The following is an 18,967-nucleotide window of genomic DNA, read 5'->3' as shown; positions in this document are numbered from 1 at the left end:
AAGGTGTTACATGTATTTTCTCTTGGTTAATTTTTACAACCCTCTCTGTTATATAAAGATGATTATATAACCTCTAAAATCATTGTTCAATTCAATTATTTATATAATAATGATAGGTATAACCTATTATTATACTTGAGGTGATTCCAATCGAATTACGACAACTTGAATACTTTTTAGCTGTTTCAAAAGAATTACATTTCACAAAAGCAGCTGAGAAATTAAATATTTCACAGCCTTCACTAAGTCAACAAATACGTGCATTAGAGCATGAAGTAGGAATGCCACTTTTCGATCGAATTGGTAAAAAAATATCTTTAACTGAAGCAGGGAAGATTTTATTATTACATAGTAAAACTATTTTTCATGAAGTCGAACAAGCTCGTTCAGCTATTCAAGACCTAAACGGATTACAGCAAGGTTCTTTAACAATAGGGGCTTTGTTAACCGTCGTAAATTATTTACTACCGACAGCTATTTTAAATTTCAATAATTTATATCCCAATATAGAGCTTTCTGTATTAGGGCTTCGTACTGGAGATATTCGTGGAAAATTATTACAAAACGAACTAGATATTGGAATTACATTTCTCCCGGTGCAAGATAAAGAGATTATCTCTATCCCTCTATACAAAAGCGACCTTACATTAGTCGTGCCCACTGGTCATCGATTGGCTCAACGTAATCATGTATCTATTGCTGAATTACAGAACTACCCTTTAATTCTTTTACCTAAAAATTTCTTTTTAACCGAACTAATTACATCTCATTGTCAAAAATTCAACTTTAAACCAAGACCAATTTTAGAAATTAGCACGATGGAATCTTTAATCCAAATGGTTTCCAAAGGAATGGGAATTACAGTTTTACCCAAACCATATATAGACTTTTTACAAAATAAAAACATTCAAGCTATTAAAATAGAAAACCCTACTCCAACAATTGAAATAGGACTAATTTATAGAAAAGATAAGTATATGTGTGCTGCAACTCGAGAATTTATTGAACAACTAAAAAGCACCGTACGTTCTTTCTAAAAATAAACAAAAGAGATTATCCTATGAAACCATTTCACAACGATCTAGTAGAATAATCTCTTTTCAAAACAAAGTAAACATTATATTTAAACTCTTTTAAATTTTAATGTATCTTTTTAGATATTGGAATATATTTAGTAAAATATGCACCAACTAGCAATAATACAATTGAAAATAACCAAGTTAAAGCACCGCCAAAATGAAACGAATATGCAAACATATTTAAGATTGCGAGTGAAAAGAAGCAAATAGAAGTTAACGCACTTTTCAATCCTTTTATCCCGGATTTTTTTCTCTTTTGATAAGCCATATACATCGCAATGACAAGAAAAAAGATAAGAACAAATGGTAAAATAGCTTTTAGCATTTGTAATCCCTCCAGTATAAATGCACTCTTCATATTACCATCTTATCCCATTTATCTTTTAGGAATCAATTTTTTCTTGTCTTCCCTCCAAAAGTCAGTATAAGTTTTATTTTTAAAGTTCACGTTCACCTCAGAAAACGGCATGCTTCCTCCAACTTTCAATGAGTACCAGTCGTTTAAAAGTGGTGATCCAAAACAAATCTTCATTGTACGATCATGTAAATCGAATAATACAGAATGTAAAGTTCCAAACCATTCTTCATAATTATGTACTGTCAGCCCAGTAGGATACTCTTTTTCTACTAATCCTTTTAAAGACTCCAGACTCACTAGTTCATTTCGATTTAAATATTCATGCAATGTGTGGTATCTGTTTGTAGATTGTTCTAATCTTCTATTACTCAGTTTTTGAATAGGTAAACTAATTGCATGGTTTGTTGAGACGATAAAGTCTTGGCTTTCCTCATCAATTGAAGTTATTGATTTATACCCGTCAAATATTTCAATACGCGCTGCGTCTAATGGATCTGCTACAATTAGATTAATATTACTTGCTATTGGTATTTCATCTATTAATGATTTCGCCTCCTGCACATTTTTGCATTTCTCCAATAACACTCGAATGACCGCAAAACATTGTAAACCCCTTACTGCTGGCTTTCTTAAACCCGCAATATTTCCTACCGGTTGGCCACATGCTGAAAATGTAACAGATAATCCATGCTCATTAACTCCTTCCGTTCGGCCAAAATATTGAGTAGAAAAGCCACTATGTGCATACTCACCTTCAACATGAGTTGAACAAAAACGCATATCATCTATTTTTGGTGACAAATCATAATTTCTTAATACATATGTGTGTTTTGAATCTGTCTTTTTAGGTAATACCACACAATGACTACATCCTGCTTTTAATAACGTTTGATAATAATACATCATATTTTTAGTAGGAATTTTCAACACTTCACAAAAACCTTCAATTTCTTCATTAATTCCAGAACAATATTGATTTAATATATTTCTAGATTCTGTCCAATGGTTATGCGATATTAAGTTTTCTTGCTCTATAAATTGCGGAATAAGAAAAGGATGTTGTTCCACAAATTCACCTTGTTGCTTACCAATTTCATAATGACTTCCTTTGAGCGATGAAAAATACCCCTTTACTTGATACATTTAATTCCCCCTTATTGAATTTATCCATATCGTACCAAATAAATTTTATAAATTCTTGATGTTTTTTACTGTCTTTCAAATCAAATGCGGCTGGGATAAAGTAAAAAATTATAAAAATAAAAACTAGGAAACTGTAATCATTAACAGTTCCCTAGTTTCCTTAATACTAAATGATTCCCTCTTCCACCATCGTTTCTGCAATTTGAACCGAGTTCCACGCCGCACCTTTTAATAAATTATCGGAGACAATCCAAAGATGGAATCCGTTTGGCATATCAGGATCTTTTCTAATTCTTCCGACAAATGTATCTATTTTCCCTTCTGCATTTAATGGCATTGGATACAGCTGTTCACTAGGGTTATCTTGCAAAATAACACCTGGTGCATCAAGCAGTACTTCTTTAATTTCTGCAACAGTTACTTCTTTTTCAAGTTCTATATAAACCGCTTCTGAATGACCTGATACAACCGGAACGCGCACACAAGTAGCTGCCATTTTCAAGTTGGGGTCTTCTAAAATCTTTTTTGTTTCTTGAATCATCTTTACTTCTTCAAAGGTGAAATCATTATCCGTAAATATATCTACTTGAGGAAGTACATTAAATGCAATTGGATAATGTTTTTTATCTTTTTTCGCTGGTAATATAGTACTCTCCACTTCTTCACCTGCAAGTATTGACTTAGCCTGTTCTTTTAATTCTTGAATCGCATGGATACCAGAACCCGATACAGCTTGATAAGTTGAAACGATAATTCGTTCTAATCCGAATACTTTTCGTATTGGCTGAAGAGCTGTTACCATCTGTAATGCTGAACAATTCGGAACTGCTATTATACCTTTATGTTCCTTTAAAATGTGCGCATTTACTTCCGGAACAACAAGAGGTACATCAGGTGCCATTCGGTATTCACTAGTGTTGTCAATTACGATTGCACCGCTAGAGACAGCTTGATTTACAAATTGTCTAGAAACTTCTCCCCCAGCGCTAAAAAAGGCAATATCTACCCCTTCAAAGCTATTTATTTTTGCTTCTTGTATAATGATCTCTCGCCCTTTAAATTGTACTGTCTTACCAGCCGATCTTTTTGACGAAAGTAACGTAACTTCAGCTATATTAAACTTTGTTTCTTTTTCTAACAGTTCAATAATTTTCTGACCTACTGCACCCGTAGCCCCAACAACAGCTACATGATAGCCCTTTTCACTCATCTTTTCTCCTCCAATGTTAATTGAATAAATATTTCTACAATTTCATTTTATAAGGAATTTAATCATTTGGAAAATTGAAATACGTGATATAATCATTCACAAATCATGATAATAAAAGAGGGATTGTTTATGGAAATCAGACATGTGAAAACTTTTTGTGCCATCGTTAAGTATGGTAGCTTTTCTAAAGCTGCTCATGCGTTAGGTTATGCGCAATCTACTGTAACAGCGCATATGAAAGCATTAGAAAACGATTTACACCTCCCTCTTTTTGATCGATTAGGGAAAAAAATACTTCTTACAAAAGCAGGTCATCAATTTCATCCTTATGCTTTAGAATTACTTGCAATTTATGAAAAAGCGCAAGAAATCCCTCAAAATACCGATCAATTAGAAGGTACATTAAGTATTACATCAAACGAATCATTAGCAGTCTACCGTTTACCACAATTATTACGTACTTACAAACAGAAAAATCCGAAAGTAAATATCGTACTTGAAACAAATACAAATGAACAAGCAGTACAAAAATTACGTGAAGGAGAAACAGACATTGTCTTCATAATTGGAGAATGTATAGAACATAACGATTTTATTACGCGTACATTTAGTAATGAAACATTTGGATGGATTTTACCACCTCATTATTCTACACAATCTAATCCGTTTTGTTTATTAAAGGATACTCAGTTTATTTTTACTGAACAAAGCTGCGGTTATAGACCAATGGTAGATCGTTTTTTACGTCAAAGCGGGAATATTCCAGCTAAAACATTTGAAACTTCCAACGTTGAAGTTATTAAACAATCCGTTATGTGTGAGTTAGGAATTTCAATTCTTCCTTACATCGTTGTACAAGAAAGTTGTCAAAAAGAGCAACTCTGTTTTCAGCCTATCGAAACGCCAACAGTTATTCAAAGCCATGTAATTTATCATAAATCTAGATGGATTTCACCCGTTTTACAATCGTTTCTTTCCTTACTAGAGAAAAACTAAAAAGTGCACAGAAAAAAGAGTAACTGCCTAAAAAGCAATTACTCTCTTCCCATATTATCTTATTTATTAGCCTGTCCCCCACCTACAATTAATTGACTACCTGAATATGTACCTTTTTGCATAAACACTTGATTAATTAACTCTTTTTGTTCCGCTTCTGACATTACCCCTTTTCCTTCGCCTAAATTCCCGCTTTGTAATTTCCAAATCTGATTGTGATCCGCATCCATTTTTTCATATTTCCCTTGTTTCCATCTCTCTAAAATATCTGCATATGTTTTTCCTTGTACTAGATCATTGCTCTTTACAATATCAAGTAAACTTTCAATACGTTCTTGTGTAATAAAAATATAGCCCCACTTTTGATCAGCTTTCGTTTTTTGATGTGCCATTTCATGTAACGCTGTCTGTATGTTCTCATCTGTCCATTTAAAATTTTTATTAAAGCCGCTATTTGGTAATGAATGATTGCCATTTTCTAAAACCTTTGCATCTTCAGCTTTTACATTACTATCAGCCAGCACTTCTGCTGCCGGAGCAGCTGGTGATGCCTTTTTCGCAGCAGGTTTACTATTATTCAAATAATACAGCATACCATATGTTAAACCTACTCCGATTACCGCCATGCCAGCTATAATTCCAATTATTTTAAAGAATGTTTTCATCTTGCTTGTTTCCTCCCGCATATCCCATTCATAATATCTATTTATCAAAAACAGATGCAGCATCTCTTTTTTCGCTGCTTACTACATTTTTTTCATACTAGTTAACATAAACATAACTTTTACTTTCTAGAAATGTAGCAACTCCATCCTCATCGTTACTTTTAGCAATAAATTTAGCGACTGCTTTTAATTCCTCAACAGCGTTACTCATCGCTACACCAACCCCACACTTCTCTATCATTTCCATATCATTGTAGTCATCTCCAAAGGCAATAACTTCAGATACGTCTCGATTTAAGTGTTGTAGAACATATTGAATACTATTCCATTTTGAAACTTCTGCATGCATAATTTGACACAATGTCCCGTCATCTGTAATGACTGCCTTGCATTCATCAGGCAATTCTTTAATAAATTTCTGGTTTATTGAGCCTTTAGTACAAATAATCGCTTTAGAAGCTTTTTCAAATTCTAAATCTCTTACATCCATAATTTCACATGGTATATTACCAAAATAATCAGTAACATCAAAATTTGAATACAACTTATCACCTATTTCAAGGCAAATCTCATGAAGATTATACTTGTTTGCTATTTCTATGATTTCTAAAATGTTATTTTTAGAAATCTTCATTTCATATAAAATATCATTCCCTTTAAGAACTAGAGCCCCGTTATAACAAATGATAATCTCACTCTTTAACACGTCGGGAATATACTGTTTTATAGCTCTTGGCGGCCTTGCCGTAGCAAAAATTAATTCGTCCCCATTATTTTTACATTCCCTTAAAATATTAATAGATTTCTCTGAAATTGTTTTGTCACTTCTTAATAAAGTTCCATCAAGATCTGAAATAATAATCTTTTTCATACTTAGCTTTATTCTCCTTTCACAAATAATAACTCGAAATATTGATTATTTGTTGAATCAACAGAGCATCTGCCTATAGTTAATCTCAACTTTCTTTTTGTCTCAATTTAATTCCAAGTATTATTTCCATTTGCTACATATTTTCTATTTCCTGAAGCATATACATATTTCCTTATATTGTATTCCTTTTCTTTTTCAATTGAAAGATTATTCTGTCAAAAACACTATCTTTTCCAAATATTAATTCCACTCAAAGCATTTCATTTTAATTTTATAAAAATAAATGATAGCCTTATATTTAAAGGAGATGAATAAATATGAGTTTATTGCATAACGGTTTAACTTTTTTAAACTTTGATGATACGTATTTATTACAAAATAAACTACATTCTAATTCACATGAAGATATTGATTTTACTCATTTAGAACACTCAAATCTATATTGCGAAAACACTTCTTTAATGCATATCAAAAGGGCATTAAATCGTAGAAAGAATAAAGGAATTACTTTTATAGGTTCTGGAAATTATCATTATGTATCTTATTTATTATTAGAAGAAATAAACAAGCCTTTTACCCTTATACTATTTGATCATCATACTGATATGAACTTAAAGGGAGCGAATGAACAAACTCTTATTTCCTGTGGATCTTGGGTATCATTTTCTCTTCGAAATAATGATAATTTAAAGAAGGTAATCATTATTGGGCCTTCTTCTCTTACAATTCATTCTAATGATTGTCCATACGTAGAAATTTTTCCAATTGATATATCATATGAAGTATCCATACATACAATACTTTCACATATTCATACAGAAACAATATATGTAAGCATTGATAAAGATGTTTTAGATCCAAAAGTTACTATTACCAATTGGGATCAAGGGCATATGAAACTATCTAGACTTTTACAATTTATTCATTCTCTTATTATGAATAAATCTATCTATGGTATTGATATTTGCGGTGAACTCCCAGTTTATCCTTCTCAACTTTTCTTACCTAAATATAAAAATGCTATTCAGAAAAATGAACAAGCAAACTTACGAATTTTAAAAACAATCTATGAAACGAACTTACATATTCAATATGCATAAAAAGAACGAATACCTTATAAGGCACTCGTTCTTTTTACGCGCGATTTTCTTTTAACCACTTCGTAATCGCATCTAACCTCGAAACATCAAAACGACTCTCTTCACACACATGTAAACTGTTTAAGTTATTTACAATTTCTAGTTCATTCGTTTTTACACTTTTCGCTTCAATTATTTTGCAGTACCCGTCTGTAACGGTATTTAAATTTTCATAAAAACGTTGAAACGATTTTGATATATGTAAATGCTTTTCAAAATTTCTTCTTCTTTTTGTCTCATCAGATTTTTTCCGTTTTCTAAGTTCTTCATCATTCGTATATAAATAAAAATATTGATCAGGAAAACCAATTTCCCTATGTATCAGCTTTTCCTTATAAAAGTCTTCTATTAAAGATAATGGCTGATCAAATATTTCAAAGTGGAAACACCAATTATAGCTAAGCGGCTGATAAATATCTCCATCAAGTATTACTAATTCATATTGCTCTGACTTCTGCACTGCTATTTTCCAGCGCTCTACTTGTTTTTCAAAATACCATGTTCTATGTTCATTTTTTGGTCTTTCAAATAAAAAATTCACTTCAGGTATAATATAAGCTCCATATTTCTTTTCTAACTCACGACACGTTGTGCTCTTACCAACCGCACTTGCTCCCTCAAACGCTATAATCCCCATAGTTTCTCCCTCTTTCATTAACTAAAATCTCGTTGTTTCGCTTTTCTCCCCCATAACTGTTTCCATAAAACAATTGAAGCGATAGAGAGCATTATTGTTGTAATAATACTCCCTTCAATTCCGAACGAGCCTCCATGAAGGAATTCCGATCCACTTGTTACAGGTTTAAAAAGTGGTGTAGAATACATTGTCATTCCACTAACTGCAAAACCAAATACGTTATATTGTGCCCAATTCCAAATGGAATGCCATGCGCATATCCCCCAAAGACTACTGTCTTTCAAAACGTAAAAAGCGGCAAACACACCAACTAATATTATATTCGATATTGAAAGAATTGTAATACCTGGATTTAGTAAATGAAGAAAACCAAATAAAAATGAAGTTACAACAATACCGACCCATATACGGCCTCTAACAGAAAGAACTGGAAATAACCAACCTCGAACAACAATTTCTTCTGTTGCACCTTGTATTAAAAAAGCAACTAAAGATCCCACAATTCCAAGTATAGCGGTTGGTGTAATATGTTGCATTTGTAGTTGTACATTTCCGGTTAATAAAAGTAGCATGACTGGTATTGAAATAAAAACAAAACCTATTAATGCACCTCTTAAATATTTTCTTATCCACTGATTTCTCCAAAATCCAATAGATGAAATTGATCTTTTCTCTACAAATCTAATCCATAAAAAAACAAAAAATATAGCTCCGCCAAACGTCAATATCATTTCAATATCACTATAAATTGCTTTCATTAAAAGCGTTTCTGCTTTCGGTAAAAACAACATAAATAACATGAACAATTCACCCAAAGTTAAAAATACAATTGCAAGTATAACAGCAAATACTGGATGAACTTTTCTTCTTCCCTCTTTGGCTGCTTCAATTATTTTAAATTGATTAGACTGCAATATTCTCGCCTCCTTAACAAATACATCAACACTATTCTTATACTATATATCGATTCAATAATACAAATTTTCAATAAAAATGTTCTTAGTTTAGCATAAACCAAAATTAGGAATAATATATAAATAAAAGAGATGTTTTTGTGTCTTTTACCATCCTATTTCACACTGGTATTACCAGCACTTGCTATTTCCCACCATTTGTTGTAAGATAGTAATTAAGGTCAATTTAACAGTATATTTTCTTTGCATATTATCAAGTATCAATCAGGAATATTTTATATTCCTTATGGGTTTTTGATAATATGTGAAATTTTATTTTTCATTCAAATAAGGCCGAACATATTGTAATCTTTTTAATTTTTAGGAGGCATTACCATGACATTAACAGGTAAAGTAAAATGGTTTAACAGCGAAAAAGGTTTCGGTTTCATCGAAGTTGAAGGTGGTAACGACGTATTCGTTCACTTCTCAGCTATCACTGGCGACGGCTTCAAATCTCTTGACGAAGGTCAAGAAGTTAGCTTCGAAGTTGAAGACGGTAACCGTGGACCTCAAGCTAAAAACGTTGTAAAGCTATAATTCAAACAATAAAAAGGTTGTTACCAGCACGGTTAACAACCTTTTTAATATATAACTAAAATTTTTTACATAAAAGGAGTGGTTACATGTATCGCAATCGAAAGAACGATGTAGCAGAAGTACCACCAGAACAAACCCCTGTCTGGGAATGTGAAGCAGAGGATTGTTTAGGATGGATGAGAAAGAACTTTTCATTTGAAGAAGAGCCTAAATGCCCTTTATGTAAAAGTAGCATGAAAAGCGGAGAACGTTTATTACCTAAGTTAGGTTAATTTATAATAAAAAACCCCTCTTAAATAAGAGGGGTTTTTTATTATAAATTTATATGTTCAACATCCGTTCGAACTATAGAATACAATAGTGCATCATGTTGCTTATTTCCTTGATGAATATATCCACGTAATAATCCTTCTTTGTGAAAACCTATTTTAGATAACATTTTACAAGAAGTAACATTTTCAGGATATGTAATAGCACCAATTCTAAATAAGCCTAAATCTTGAAATCCATAATGAATAATTTCCCTGGCTGCTTCTGACGCATAACCATTCCCCCAATAACGAGGATGTAAGTCATATCCAATTTCTGATCGTTTACTCCATAATTGTAAATTATTTAATCCAATTGTACCTATTAAAGCATTTGTTTCTTTTAATACTATCCCCCATCGTATTGCCTTTTTCTCAAAATAATTTTTTGAAAAAGATTCAATCATACGTGAAGCTTGTCCAAACTCCGTAAAAGAATTCATACCGTAAAAACACGTTACCTCATCCAATGAAAAGATTTCAAATATTTTTTGACAATAAGATTGTTCTATTTCAACTAAACGCAAACGTTCTGTTTCTAATATAGGAAATGCCATAGGATCACTCCTTTCTTTCTACTTATTCATTATAGCAGAAAACATATTTATAATTAGGAAAGTCCTCAATGTCCCATTAATCAAATATTTCAAGAGTAGCCTACCCTCTTAATTCAATACGAACTAAGAGTAACCCTTCTTGCATTTACATAATGACAAAAAATAAAGAGATGATCATCGTACACTGATCATCTCTTTATTCCATACTCACTTTTCCCTTCTAAAACAACACCCTACCCCATACATATATGGTAAAATATAGTTGATGTAAAATTTGTTATGGAGGTGTATATTTTCTATGTATATATTCATCGGTTTATCCCTCTTACTCATATTACTCATATTTTTATTTGCAAAAAAGTTCACTCCAAATTCATTCATGATGACTAGTTTTAAAGGCAATAGCTTTAAGACATTTTCAATCAGCATTTTAATCGCCGCTACTCTTTCTCTTTCATATGGAATCTATCACGCAGCAACATATCAACCTAAACATTTAGACATCACATTACAAAATCAAAACTTTACGGTTTTCGGTAACGTTGGAGAACTTGGATATTTCTCAGAAGAATTACTAAAAAAAGATACAGAAGTTAAGCTACATTTTGCCTCTTGGAAACCAATGCAATTAAATAATCCAGAAATAATAGTAAACTATCCTTCCGGTAAACAGGAAACATGGAAACCGAACATAACATTACTTCCTGCCAATAAATTAAAAGAGAAACACGGAATAAAAGAGCTTTACGAACTCTCATCATATTCATTTAAAGAATCCGGTAACATAACATTAACGATTACTGAGAATCATACAACTAATAAAAAGATTTCCATTCAAGTAAAATAAATAAAATGTCCCTCCAGCATAACGGAGGGACATTTTATTTATATGCTATATTAATTTGACGGTTCATTTAATGTTGCAATGATTTCATTTGCAGTGTTCTTTCCATTTCCTATACACGCACCAATACCGACACCGTAATAGGAAGCGCCAGCTAAGTATACATTAGGATATAGATCCTTCATTTTTTCTTGTAATGTTTGAACTGCTTGATTATGTTCTAAATGATATTTCGGCATTAAATCTTTCCAATTTGTCACTTCAACTACTTCTGGTTCACCTTTAATTCCGAGACTCTTTTCAATATCATATAAAGCGACTCGCACTAGTTCTTCTTCATTATAATTTTTAATCGTTTCATATACTGGATTCGTACTCTTATAAAACATTCTCACTAATAGCTTTTGTTTTCCAGATGTATGTTTCCATTTCCGGCTTGTCCATGTACAAGCATCACAATGTAAATCACTGTTTTCCGTTACGATAAATCCTGTGCCGTCCGCTGGTAATTGTTCATCTAGTATATCAAATCCTAAGTAAATACTTATAAGAGATGAATTTTTAAATGTATGAAACTGCTCGTTTAACTCATTAGACTGTAATAAAGTTTCTGCGATATCATGCGGAGCTGCTAAAACAACATAATCAGCTTGGATTGATTCTTGATTTGCAAAGGAGATTTCATAGCGATTACCTTGTTTACTTACAGTTGTCGTTACAACACCCTTCTTAACAACCGTCTCAGTCAGCACTTCTTCTAAACGATTAATAATCGTAGATAATCCACTTTTAAATGATACGAACTTTTTATTTCCTGCTGATTGAAACTGTTTTTTATTCTCTTCAAAACCTTTAATAATACTACCATATTTATTTTTATAATCCAGTAAATACGGTAGTGTAGACGCCATAGTAAGCTCATTCAATTTTCCGGAATATACACCTGAAAGTACCGGAGCAATTTGTCTTTCTACTAACTCTTTCCCTAAAAAGCTTTCTAAAAATACAGCAAGAGAAGTATCCTTCGTAAACTCTTTATTTTTCGTTATGAAATCTTTTAAAGCAACAATTTTCCCTTTCGTTGATACTAGCGTACTGCTAAACAACGACTGGACACTCATCGGTATCCCAAATATAGTATCAGAAGGAATTGGATGTAAAGTATTATCAGAATATATGTAAGAAATACCCGTTTCGTTATACACCATTTCTTCTTCTAAATTTAAATCCTTTATAAGCGGCATGACATGTTCATTACGAGCAACGATAGAATCTGCTCCGGATTCCATAATAAAATCCTTTTCTTCTACACTATGGATTTTCCCACCTAAGTACTCTTCTTTTTCTACAAGGATTAAATTTAAATCTATATTATAATCCTTTTTTAATTTTTCTAAATAAAACATAGTAGAAAGTCCCGTTATACCTCCACCGATGACAACAACTGTTTTCATATGTATTGCGCTCCTAACCGATACAATTAATAATTCCTTTATTATTATACCCAAAAGTCCTTATATTCGACTAGCAACTTGCGCGTTCTGTAAGAAATTAGACAATATATTCGAATAAATTTTTGGTTGATCACTATGCACTAAATGACCAGCAAACGGAATAACGGCAATATGAATATTTTTGTTTAATTGTTTGAACGTTGTAACAGCTGTAACTTCATCTTCTGAATCTCCCCCAACAATACAAAGTGTAGGTATTTGAAGATTCGCTACTTCACCAGTTTCATCGTAAGGGTACCAATCTTTAACTTGCCACGATTCAAGCAATGCTTTCCAATCACTTTTTTCATGAATTTGATTCATATACGTTACAACTTCTTCATTTTTCATCAATTGCTGATGACACTTCGCTTCATACTCCAATGACTCTTCCCAATTATCCCTCTTAACTGGAAATATACCTGAAAAAGTTAATGTTCTCACCTTCTCTGGATACTTTTTTGCAAATAATAAAGCAACTAACCCTCCTAGTGAAACACCAGCTATATGACATCTATCAATTTGTAAATGCTCTAACGTATCACGCAAATCCTTAACAGAACGTAGGAAATAATTCTCCAATGTCCCCCCTGATCTTCCATGCCCTCTTAAATCAGGGCGAATGACTTGATAATTTTGTTCTCGAAAAAATGCTACCTGCTCTTCATATTCTGCTAAACCTGTCATACCACCAGAATGTAAAAGTACGATCGGTTCCCCCTCACCTGAAATGTGCGTATATAATATCATTGTTCCCCCGCCTCCAAAACAGAATATTCCATTAATTATTAGTATATAGAATTTACATTTGAATTTCCAAATAAAAAAGAACTATAACATTTTCACATCATGTCATAGTTCTTCCTATTTTAAAAACATAAAGTAATTAATCAATTTGTCTATTTCTTGACTTAATGCTAATACTTTTTCATGTTGAATTCCGTAATCCGATACTAAATATAAAAGTTCTTCTTTCTTTATTTCAATTACTTTTTCCAATTTCACTAATTCCATGTCGTTTTACTTCTCTCTCCAATACTAAAATGTATGTATTTTAGTATAGCCTATTTACATAATTAGTAAAAGCAAAATACGGATGTAAAATCTTACATATTTGAAAAAATAATATACTACTAACAAAAAAAGAAACTAGATTAAGCCGCCTTTTAAAATACTTTTGTTTTCCATTTTCTTTCTCACCTAGTTAAAATCACTATATTTTCATCCTAAAGATGGTGTCAGTACAAATAAAATGTGATTCGATTCATCACTTTTATTCAAAAACCGATGCTTCACATTCGGTGGAATACGTACAACATCGCCTTCTTCTAAAAAATATTCTTTTCCCTCCAATTCCACATACACTTCCCCTTTCATTATAACAGCAATCTCTTCCTTATCTTCATGGGAATAATGGCTTTCTGTTGTATTTGCTTGTTTATTTAAATCCATCATTAACATTTCAATACGTGCTTTCATAAAATCAGGTGTTAATACATCATATACAATGTGATCATTGTTTTCCCGATATACTTTTTTTCGATCTTTTTTCTTAGAAATGAGCGAATCTGTATCAATATCGTTAATAAAAAGTGTAAACAGCGGTACATTCAATGCTTTTGCAATTAACTCCAAAACATTTAAAGAAGGATTAGCATATCCTCTTTCAATTTGGCTAATTAGTGATGTACTAATCCCTGCATAATCAGCGAATTCACGAATTGTCATATTATTTTTCTTACGATAACTTAATACTGTTTGTCCAAGCCTATCATGTATCATAGTAAAACTTCCTTCCGTCCATCATAATGCATATTTCATTGTCTTTGTGCTTACATACTAAACAAAGGCAAATAATCCTTTCCTATTATCTCCGGGACTTATATACTTACCCTTGTACATTATATCGTATTAAGTTTATTATAATAAACATTCTATCGGAGGGACAAACTTTGAAATCACCTATTCTTTCATATTTCATCTTATTTTTTGGTGTATTCGCCTTATCAACTTCAGCAATTTTTGTAAAATTGGCAGATGCTCCTGCGACAATCATTGCTTTTTACCGATTATTCTTTGCCACACTAATTCTGTTACCGTTATTACTATTTAATAAAAATAATCGAAATGAGCTAAAAACTTTAACGAAAAAACAATGGACATTTGGATTCATATCTGGGCTATTTTTAGCTGCACATTATGTACTATGGTTTGAATCATTACAATTTACTTCTGTAGCAAGCTCTACAGTTATCGTAACGTTACAACCTTTGTTCTCAATGATTGGTGGTTATTTTTTATTTAAGGAAAGATTTACGAAAGGAGCGGTTATTGGTTGCCTCATCGCTATTTCAGGTAGTATCATCATTGGCTGGCAAGATTTCCAAATTAGTGGAGAAGCTTTATATGGAGATATTTTAGCAATTATCGCTGCCGGTATTATTACTGCTTATTTTTTCATTAGCCAACACGTTCGTAAAGATTTGTCACTTATACCATATTCGGTAATTAGTTATGGAAGTAGTGCTGGCTTTCTTGGCATATTTGCTTTCACACAACAAGAATCTTTCATCCATTACTCTACACAAACTTGGTTGTGCTTTATTGGATTAGCTTTCATTGCTACAATTTTAGGACAAACCATTTTTAATTGGTTGTTAAAATGGATGAGTGCTACTGTAATCTCCATGAGCATTTTAGGAGAAACGATTGGGACTTGTATACTAGCGTACTTTATATTAAATGAGACTATTTCTTTACAACAAGGACTAGGTATTTCAGTTATTTTTATTGGTTTAGCATTATTTTTATTACAAGCAAATTCTAATAAAAAAGCATGACATTATACTGTCATGCTTTCACTATGCATTATGTACGATTAAACCGTCAGGTCTAAAACGACTCATCATAATTTCATTAATAAACTTTCCGTGAGCTTTCAAATTCCCTATCTTTACTCCCTCTTCTACAAATCCGAATTTTTCATATAAAGATTTCGCTTTCGGATTCGTTTCTAAAACACCTAGTTCTACTCTCTCTAGCATTAACCAATTATCAGCCAAATCAAGCATTTTTGTAAGAAGAGCTTTTCCAATGCCTTTATTATGATATTCACTATCCACCCCGATAAACAAGTCACCCGAATGAGATCTACGTCCTGGACTTTGGGTTAATCCAACAAATCCTACAACTTCCCCATCATACTCTGCAACAAATTCAAATTGATTTGAAGCTAAATTTCGAATTCTATTTTCCATCGCATCTACACGCATGCTAGGTAAGAAAACCATATAAGGTAAAACGTCATCTTGTATGCATATACGGTGAATCGCTCTAGCATCTTGTATTTCTACTGCTCTTACTTTGATCGCCATATTTTCTCTCCTCCATATTCATAACAATATATTCTACCTTCCTGCATGAAACCCCTTCTCTCCTGGATTTCTTTATGTTATTTTTACATAATTATTCCGGAATAATATTAGATTTACAAACTTCTTATCTACAATTAAGGGTTAACTTTTCACTTTATTATATAACGCAAGCAGTTTTTCAATTGGAATACCATTTATTTTCATACCGGTTATATCACAATTTTCTATTTCAATATTTTTCAAATTACTATTATGTATTACAGTACCTTCCAAATCACAATTATCGAATAAAATAGATTCCTTCTCATCTCCAAGACTTGTATTTTTGAATTGCACTCCACCTAATGTCACCAAATTAAATTTACTACCGGAAAGATTTAAATCTGCAAATAAAGATCTTTTAAAATTTATATTTCTAAACTTAGATTGACTTACATTACAATTACTCATATTTATATGCATTATATTACTACCAACAAATGCACTGTTTTTTAAATTCACTTGATAATACTCTGTATTTGCTAAGTTACAGTTTTCATATTGGCTATTTTTTATATTTTTATTTTTTATTAGGTTTTCTTCAGCTGACTCTACAGTGATTCTTTTTACATAACAATACTCATCATCAGATTTAAAAGTTATTTCATAGCCCATTTTTTTATAAAAATGATGATTATTAAGTTGTCTACTTGATGTTTCAAGATCCCAAATCCTTATGCTTGGATATTCCTCTTCTATTAATTTAATAACATTTGATCCAATTCCTTTCCCTTGATAAACAGGCTCTACAAAAATACGATCAATTCGGCCATATGACTTACCTGAGATCGTAACTATAATTCCCCCAATTATTTTCCCATCCAACATCACTTTGAAAGAATCCAACTCATCAATCGAATATCTCATCATTTCAACTGAAGAATACCCTGGTGGTTGGATGTTATAGTCAATAACATCACCTTGACCACATAACCATCGTTTTGCTTCTTCATCAAATGTTCTTGTCATTATTTCTGTTAACTTTTCTGCATCTAAAATTGTAGCTTTTTCTATAGATATTATTGTCATCTTTGTTTTCCCCTTTATCGTTACAAGCAAATAACCTTTGCGAACGAAATAATTATCAATTCACTTTTGGTTTTAAAGTTTTTCCCATTATTATATATGGAACATCATTTGTACTTGGATGAAATGGCTCTAATATATTTACCCACTCTAATCTTTCATATAACGAACGCGCTTTTTCATTGTTTATTTGTGTTGTTAAAACACTCGTTCTATTTGAAATTCCTTTTAGTAATTTATTATGTAATTTTGTTCAAAGACCTTCATTTTGATATTGTGGATGAACTGCTAACTCTACAAATTCAAAACAATCTTGTAACCACTCTTCTACTTGCTCTAAATTTAACGCTTCTCTCATTAATCGATTATAGTACTGTCCTTCTAATGAGCGATAACCATAAGTAAAACCAACCACTTCATTTTCATCATTTATTGCTACTATACCTTTAAAATCTGCATATTCTACATGTCTTTTCATTCGCTCAATCATCTCATTGAAATTTGTTTTTTCAAATGCTTTACAATACAGTTTTGCCATATTCTCAATTAGGATCTCTTCTTTTTCAATACTTACGAATTTCACTTTACTACCCCCTATTAAATCATTTTAAATTTTAGATGATTGAAAATAAAAAAAATTAAAACAATCCCTCTCTTTACTATTAAACTATAAATAAACCTATATTTTCCACTGTTGCTTAGTATTAATGAATAAAAGAAGAGACCATGCAATATAAACATGGTCTCTTCTTTTATTCATTTTCAATTGCACATAATTAAAAATTAGATATTACTTAAGCCACTCGTTGCAAGTATTACTTAACTCCTGTAAATCCTCTATAAATCGACTCGCATGATATCCATCACAAACCGAATGATGAACTTGTAATGAAACTGGTAGCATTAGGTGGAATATTTTCTTTCGTGAAAAGACCATGAACACTAGCATAGTTTCTCATATCGTCTTCATAATTTTTATAGAAGATGTGGAAATCACTTGAATAATCCGTACATATACTTGAAAAAGACTTATCATCTTTATGAAAGATTGTATAACTCGGTATCATTTCCTCCCAATAGCCCAAAACTCCTTCTTCATTAAAACATGTTCGAAATTCTTTTATGTTTATTTATTATTCTCGAAATTATATAAATAAAAGTCGGATAAAATTTAATTCCCTTTTGATGTACTTTCTCTATCAGAAGCGTAATATCAACATTCACTGTCATACTAAACGTACATTTTAATTCTAAATAATGTTCAAAATACTGCTCTCTATTCCAATTTTCTCTATCAATTACGTGAAACGTCATTTTAATAGCCTCCTAAAATTTTCTTTTTATTTTAGAAGGCTAATTTCCTTGCTTTCACCATAATTGTTCACTCCTAACAGTTTACATTTCACCCTAAATGTTTATTTAATTATATTACATCTATAAGAATCCATTCACATATTTCTGGAAAGCCATCCACATACTATAAATAAATCAAATGAAATTTGGAGGATTCATACATGAATAACAAAAATGTAAATAAAAAAGAAAATGTTATCGAAAACGCTACACCTATTCAAAATAATAATACTGCAAATCTTACTATCGAAGAACAAGCAATGAACGGCTTATATGGAATGCCAGAAACCGATATTGAAGATGCTGATCATACTGCATCTGACGATTTAACTTCAAAAAATGAATTACATTGAAAAAAGCCAAGGAAAATATCCTTGGCTTT

22 protein-coding genes and 2 pseudogenes are annotated in these 18,967 nt (G+C 31.6%); 8 read left to right on the top strand and 16 right to left on the bottom strand.

Annotation, left to right across the window (positions count from 1 at the left end):
- Positions 1-140: 140 nt before the first annotated feature.
- Positions 141-1,037: a LysR family transcriptional regulator gene (locus tag EKQ63_RS13160; RefSeq protein WP_088328195.1), complete on the top strand. Its 897-nt coding sequence runs from the start codon at positions 141-143 to the stop codon at positions 1,035-1,037.
- 103 nt (positions 1,038-1,140) lie between these two features.
- On the opposite strand, the gene EKQ63_RS13155 is transcribed toward EKQ63_RS13160, so the two are convergent.
- The 3 genes from EKQ63_RS13155 to EKQ63_RS13145 form a co-directional block, all read right to left on the bottom strand.
- Positions 1,141-1,404, bottom strand: coding sequence for a hypothetical protein (locus EKQ63_RS13155; RefSeq protein WP_143881118.1), 264 nt, complete (start codon positions 1,402-1,404; stop codon positions 1,141-1,143).
- 51 nt (positions 1,405-1,455) lie between these two features.
- Positions 1,456-2,580, bottom strand: coding sequence for a C45 family autoproteolytic acyltransferase/hydrolase (locus EKQ63_RS13150; RefSeq protein WP_143881117.1), 1,125 nt, complete (start codon positions 2,578-2,580; stop codon positions 1,456-1,458).
- Positions 2,581-2,746: 166 nt separating this feature from the next.
- Positions 2,747-3,790: an aspartate-semialdehyde dehydrogenase gene (locus EKQ63_RS13145; protein ID WP_143881116.1), complete on the bottom strand. Its 1,044-nt coding sequence runs from the start codon at positions 3,788-3,790 to the stop codon at positions 2,747-2,749.
- Positions 3,791-3,919: 129 nt separating this feature from the next.
- Here EKQ63_RS13145 and EKQ63_RS13140 point away from each other — a divergent pair, with 129 nt between their 5' ends.
- The gene (locus EKQ63_RS13140) at positions 3,920-4,786 is read left to right on the top strand and encodes a LysR family transcriptional regulator (protein ID WP_143881115.1); all 867 of its coding nucleotides are present in this window, start codon (positions 3,920-3,922) and stop codon (positions 4,784-4,786) included.
- 59 nt (positions 4,787-4,845) lie between these two features.
- On the opposite strand, the gene EKQ63_RS13135 is transcribed toward EKQ63_RS13140, so the two are convergent.
- Together EKQ63_RS13135 and EKQ63_RS13130 are read right to left on the bottom strand one after the other, a co-directional pair.
- A complete protein-coding gene (locus EKQ63_RS13135) occupies positions 4,846-5,451 on the bottom strand; it encodes a PRK06770 family protein (RefSeq protein WP_087996788.1) in 606 nt (201 codons plus the stop codon).
- A 97-nt stretch (positions 5,452-5,548) separates the two neighbouring features.
- Positions 5,549-6,322 carry an HAD family hydrolase gene (locus EKQ63_RS13130; protein WP_143881114.1) on the bottom strand — a complete coding sequence of 258 codons (774 nt, stop codon included), beginning with the start codon at positions 6,320-6,322 and terminating at the stop codon, positions 5,549-5,551.
- A gap of 317 nt (positions 6,323-6,639) precedes the next feature.
- Here EKQ63_RS13130 and EKQ63_RS13125 point away from each other — a divergent pair, with 317 nt between their 5' ends.
- Positions 6,640-7,422 carry an arginase family protein gene (locus tag EKQ63_RS13125; protein ID WP_143881113.1) on the top strand — a complete coding sequence of 261 codons (783 nt, stop codon included), beginning with the start codon at positions 6,640-6,642 and terminating at the stop codon, positions 7,420-7,422.
- A gap of 34 nt (positions 7,423-7,456) precedes the next feature.
- Here the strand turns inward: EKQ63_RS13125 and EKQ63_RS13120 are convergent, their stop codons facing one another.
- Positions 7,457-8,116: a nucleoside/nucleotide kinase family protein gene (locus EKQ63_RS13120; protein ID WP_140421329.1), complete on the bottom strand. Its 660-nt coding sequence runs from the start codon at positions 8,114-8,116 to the stop codon at positions 7,457-7,459.
- Positions 8,116-9,012 carry a CPBP family intramembrane glutamic endopeptidase gene (locus EKQ63_RS13115; RefSeq protein ID WP_087996783.1) on the bottom strand — a complete coding sequence of 299 codons (897 nt, stop codon included), beginning with the start codon at positions 9,010-9,012 and terminating at the stop codon, positions 8,116-8,118. The genes EKQ63_RS13120 and EKQ63_RS13115 overlap by 1 nt, the downstream gene beginning before the upstream one ends.
- A gap of 375 nt (positions 9,013-9,387) precedes the next feature.
- Here EKQ63_RS13115 and cspD point away from each other — a divergent pair, with 375 nt between their 5' ends.
- Together cspD and EKQ63_RS13105 are read left to right on the top strand one after the other, a co-directional pair.
- Entirely contained in the window at positions 9,388-9,591 is a 204-nt protein-coding gene (cspD, locus tag EKQ63_RS13110; RefSeq protein ID WP_000176368.1) for a cold-shock protein CspD, read from the top strand.
- A gap of 86 nt (positions 9,592-9,677) precedes the next feature.
- A complete protein-coding gene (locus EKQ63_RS13105; protein ID WP_000286198.1) occupies positions 9,678-9,863 on the top strand; it encodes a cold-shock protein in 186 nt (61 codons plus the stop codon).
- Between the two features lie 41 nt (positions 9,864-9,904).
- Here the strand turns inward: EKQ63_RS13105 and EKQ63_RS13100 are convergent, their stop codons facing one another.
- Positions 9,905-10,456 (bottom strand): GNAT family N-acetyltransferase, encoded by a 552-nt coding sequence (locus EKQ63_RS13100; protein ID WP_000885371.1) that lies wholly within the window; start codon positions 10,454-10,456, stop codon positions 9,905-9,907.
- Between the two features lie 298 nt (positions 10,457-10,754).
- Between EKQ63_RS13100 and EKQ63_RS13095 the strand changes: the two genes are divergently transcribed.
- Positions 10,755-11,303, top strand: coding sequence for a hypothetical protein (locus EKQ63_RS13095; RefSeq protein ID WP_087996781.1), 549 nt, complete (start codon positions 10,755-10,757; stop codon positions 11,301-11,303).
- Between the two features lie 50 nt (positions 11,304-11,353).
- Here the strand turns inward: EKQ63_RS13095 and EKQ63_RS13090 are convergent, their stop codons facing one another.
- From EKQ63_RS13090 to EKQ63_RS13075, 4 genes are all read right to left on the bottom strand, one after another.
- A complete protein-coding gene (locus EKQ63_RS13090; RefSeq protein ID WP_143881112.1) occupies positions 11,354-12,754 on the bottom strand; it encodes a protoporphyrinogen oxidase in 1,401 nt (466 codons plus the stop codon).
- 60 nt (positions 12,755-12,814) lie between these two features.
- A complete protein-coding gene (locus EKQ63_RS13085) occupies positions 12,815-13,543 on the bottom strand; it encodes an alpha/beta fold hydrolase (RefSeq protein ID WP_143881111.1) in 729 nt (242 codons plus the stop codon).
- A gap of 114 nt (positions 13,544-13,657) precedes the next feature.
- A complete protein-coding gene (locus EKQ63_RS13080; protein ID WP_000424361.1) occupies positions 13,658-13,807 on the bottom strand; it encodes an aspartyl-phosphate phosphatase Spo0E family protein in 150 nt (49 codons plus the stop codon).
- A 207-nt stretch (positions 13,808-14,014) separates the two neighbouring features.
- Entirely contained in the window at positions 14,015-14,575 is a 561-nt protein-coding gene (locus EKQ63_RS13075; RefSeq protein WP_087952502.1) for a helix-turn-helix domain-containing protein, read from the bottom strand.
- A 170-nt stretch (positions 14,576-14,745) separates the two neighbouring features.
- Between EKQ63_RS13075 and EKQ63_RS13070 the strand changes: the two genes are divergently transcribed.
- The gene (locus tag EKQ63_RS13070) at positions 14,746-15,633 is read left to right on the top strand and encodes a DMT family transporter (protein WP_087952501.1); all 888 of its coding nucleotides are present in this window, start codon (positions 14,746-14,748) and stop codon (positions 15,631-15,633) included.
- A 21-nt stretch (positions 15,634-15,654) separates the two neighbouring features.
- On the opposite strand, the gene EKQ63_RS13065 is transcribed toward EKQ63_RS13070, so the two are convergent.
- The 4 genes and pseudogenes from EKQ63_RS13065 to EKQ63_RS13050 form a co-directional block, all read right to left on the bottom strand.
- The gene (locus tag EKQ63_RS13065; protein WP_000985869.1) at positions 15,655-16,167 is read right to left on the bottom strand and encodes a GNAT family N-acetyltransferase; all 513 of its coding nucleotides are present in this window, start codon (positions 16,165-16,167) and stop codon (positions 15,655-15,657) included.
- 141 nt (positions 16,168-16,308) lie between these two features.
- Positions 16,309-17,253, bottom strand: coding sequence for a GNAT family N-acetyltransferase (locus EKQ63_RS13060; RefSeq protein WP_140168732.1), 945 nt, complete (start codon positions 17,251-17,253; stop codon positions 16,309-16,311).
- A 37-nt stretch (positions 17,254-17,290) separates the two neighbouring features.
- Positions 17,291-17,815: pseudogene (locus tag EKQ63_RS13055) on the bottom strand (GNAT family N-acetyltransferase).
- 207 nt (positions 17,816-18,022) lie between these two features.
- Positions 18,023-18,546: pseudogene (locus tag EKQ63_RS13050) on the bottom strand (CatA-like O-acetyltransferase).
- Between the two features lie 200 nt (positions 18,547-18,746).
- Here EKQ63_RS13050 and EKQ63_RS13045 point away from each other — a divergent pair.
- The gene (locus tag EKQ63_RS13045) at positions 18,747-18,938 is read left to right on the top strand and encodes a DUF4021 domain-containing protein (protein ID WP_061182460.1); all 192 of its coding nucleotides are present in this window, start codon (positions 18,747-18,749) and stop codon (positions 18,936-18,938) included.
- Positions 18,939-18,967: the final 29 nt, after the last annotated feature.

The sequence above is a fragment of the Bacillus sp. BD59S genome (assembly GCF_007363175.1).
GTDB lineage: Bacteria > Bacillota > Bacilli > Bacillales > Bacillaceae_G > Bacillus_A > Bacillus_A pacificus.
The sequence above is the reverse complement of the archived record's forward strand: the minus strand, read 5'-3'. Positions and strand labels throughout refer to the sequence as shown.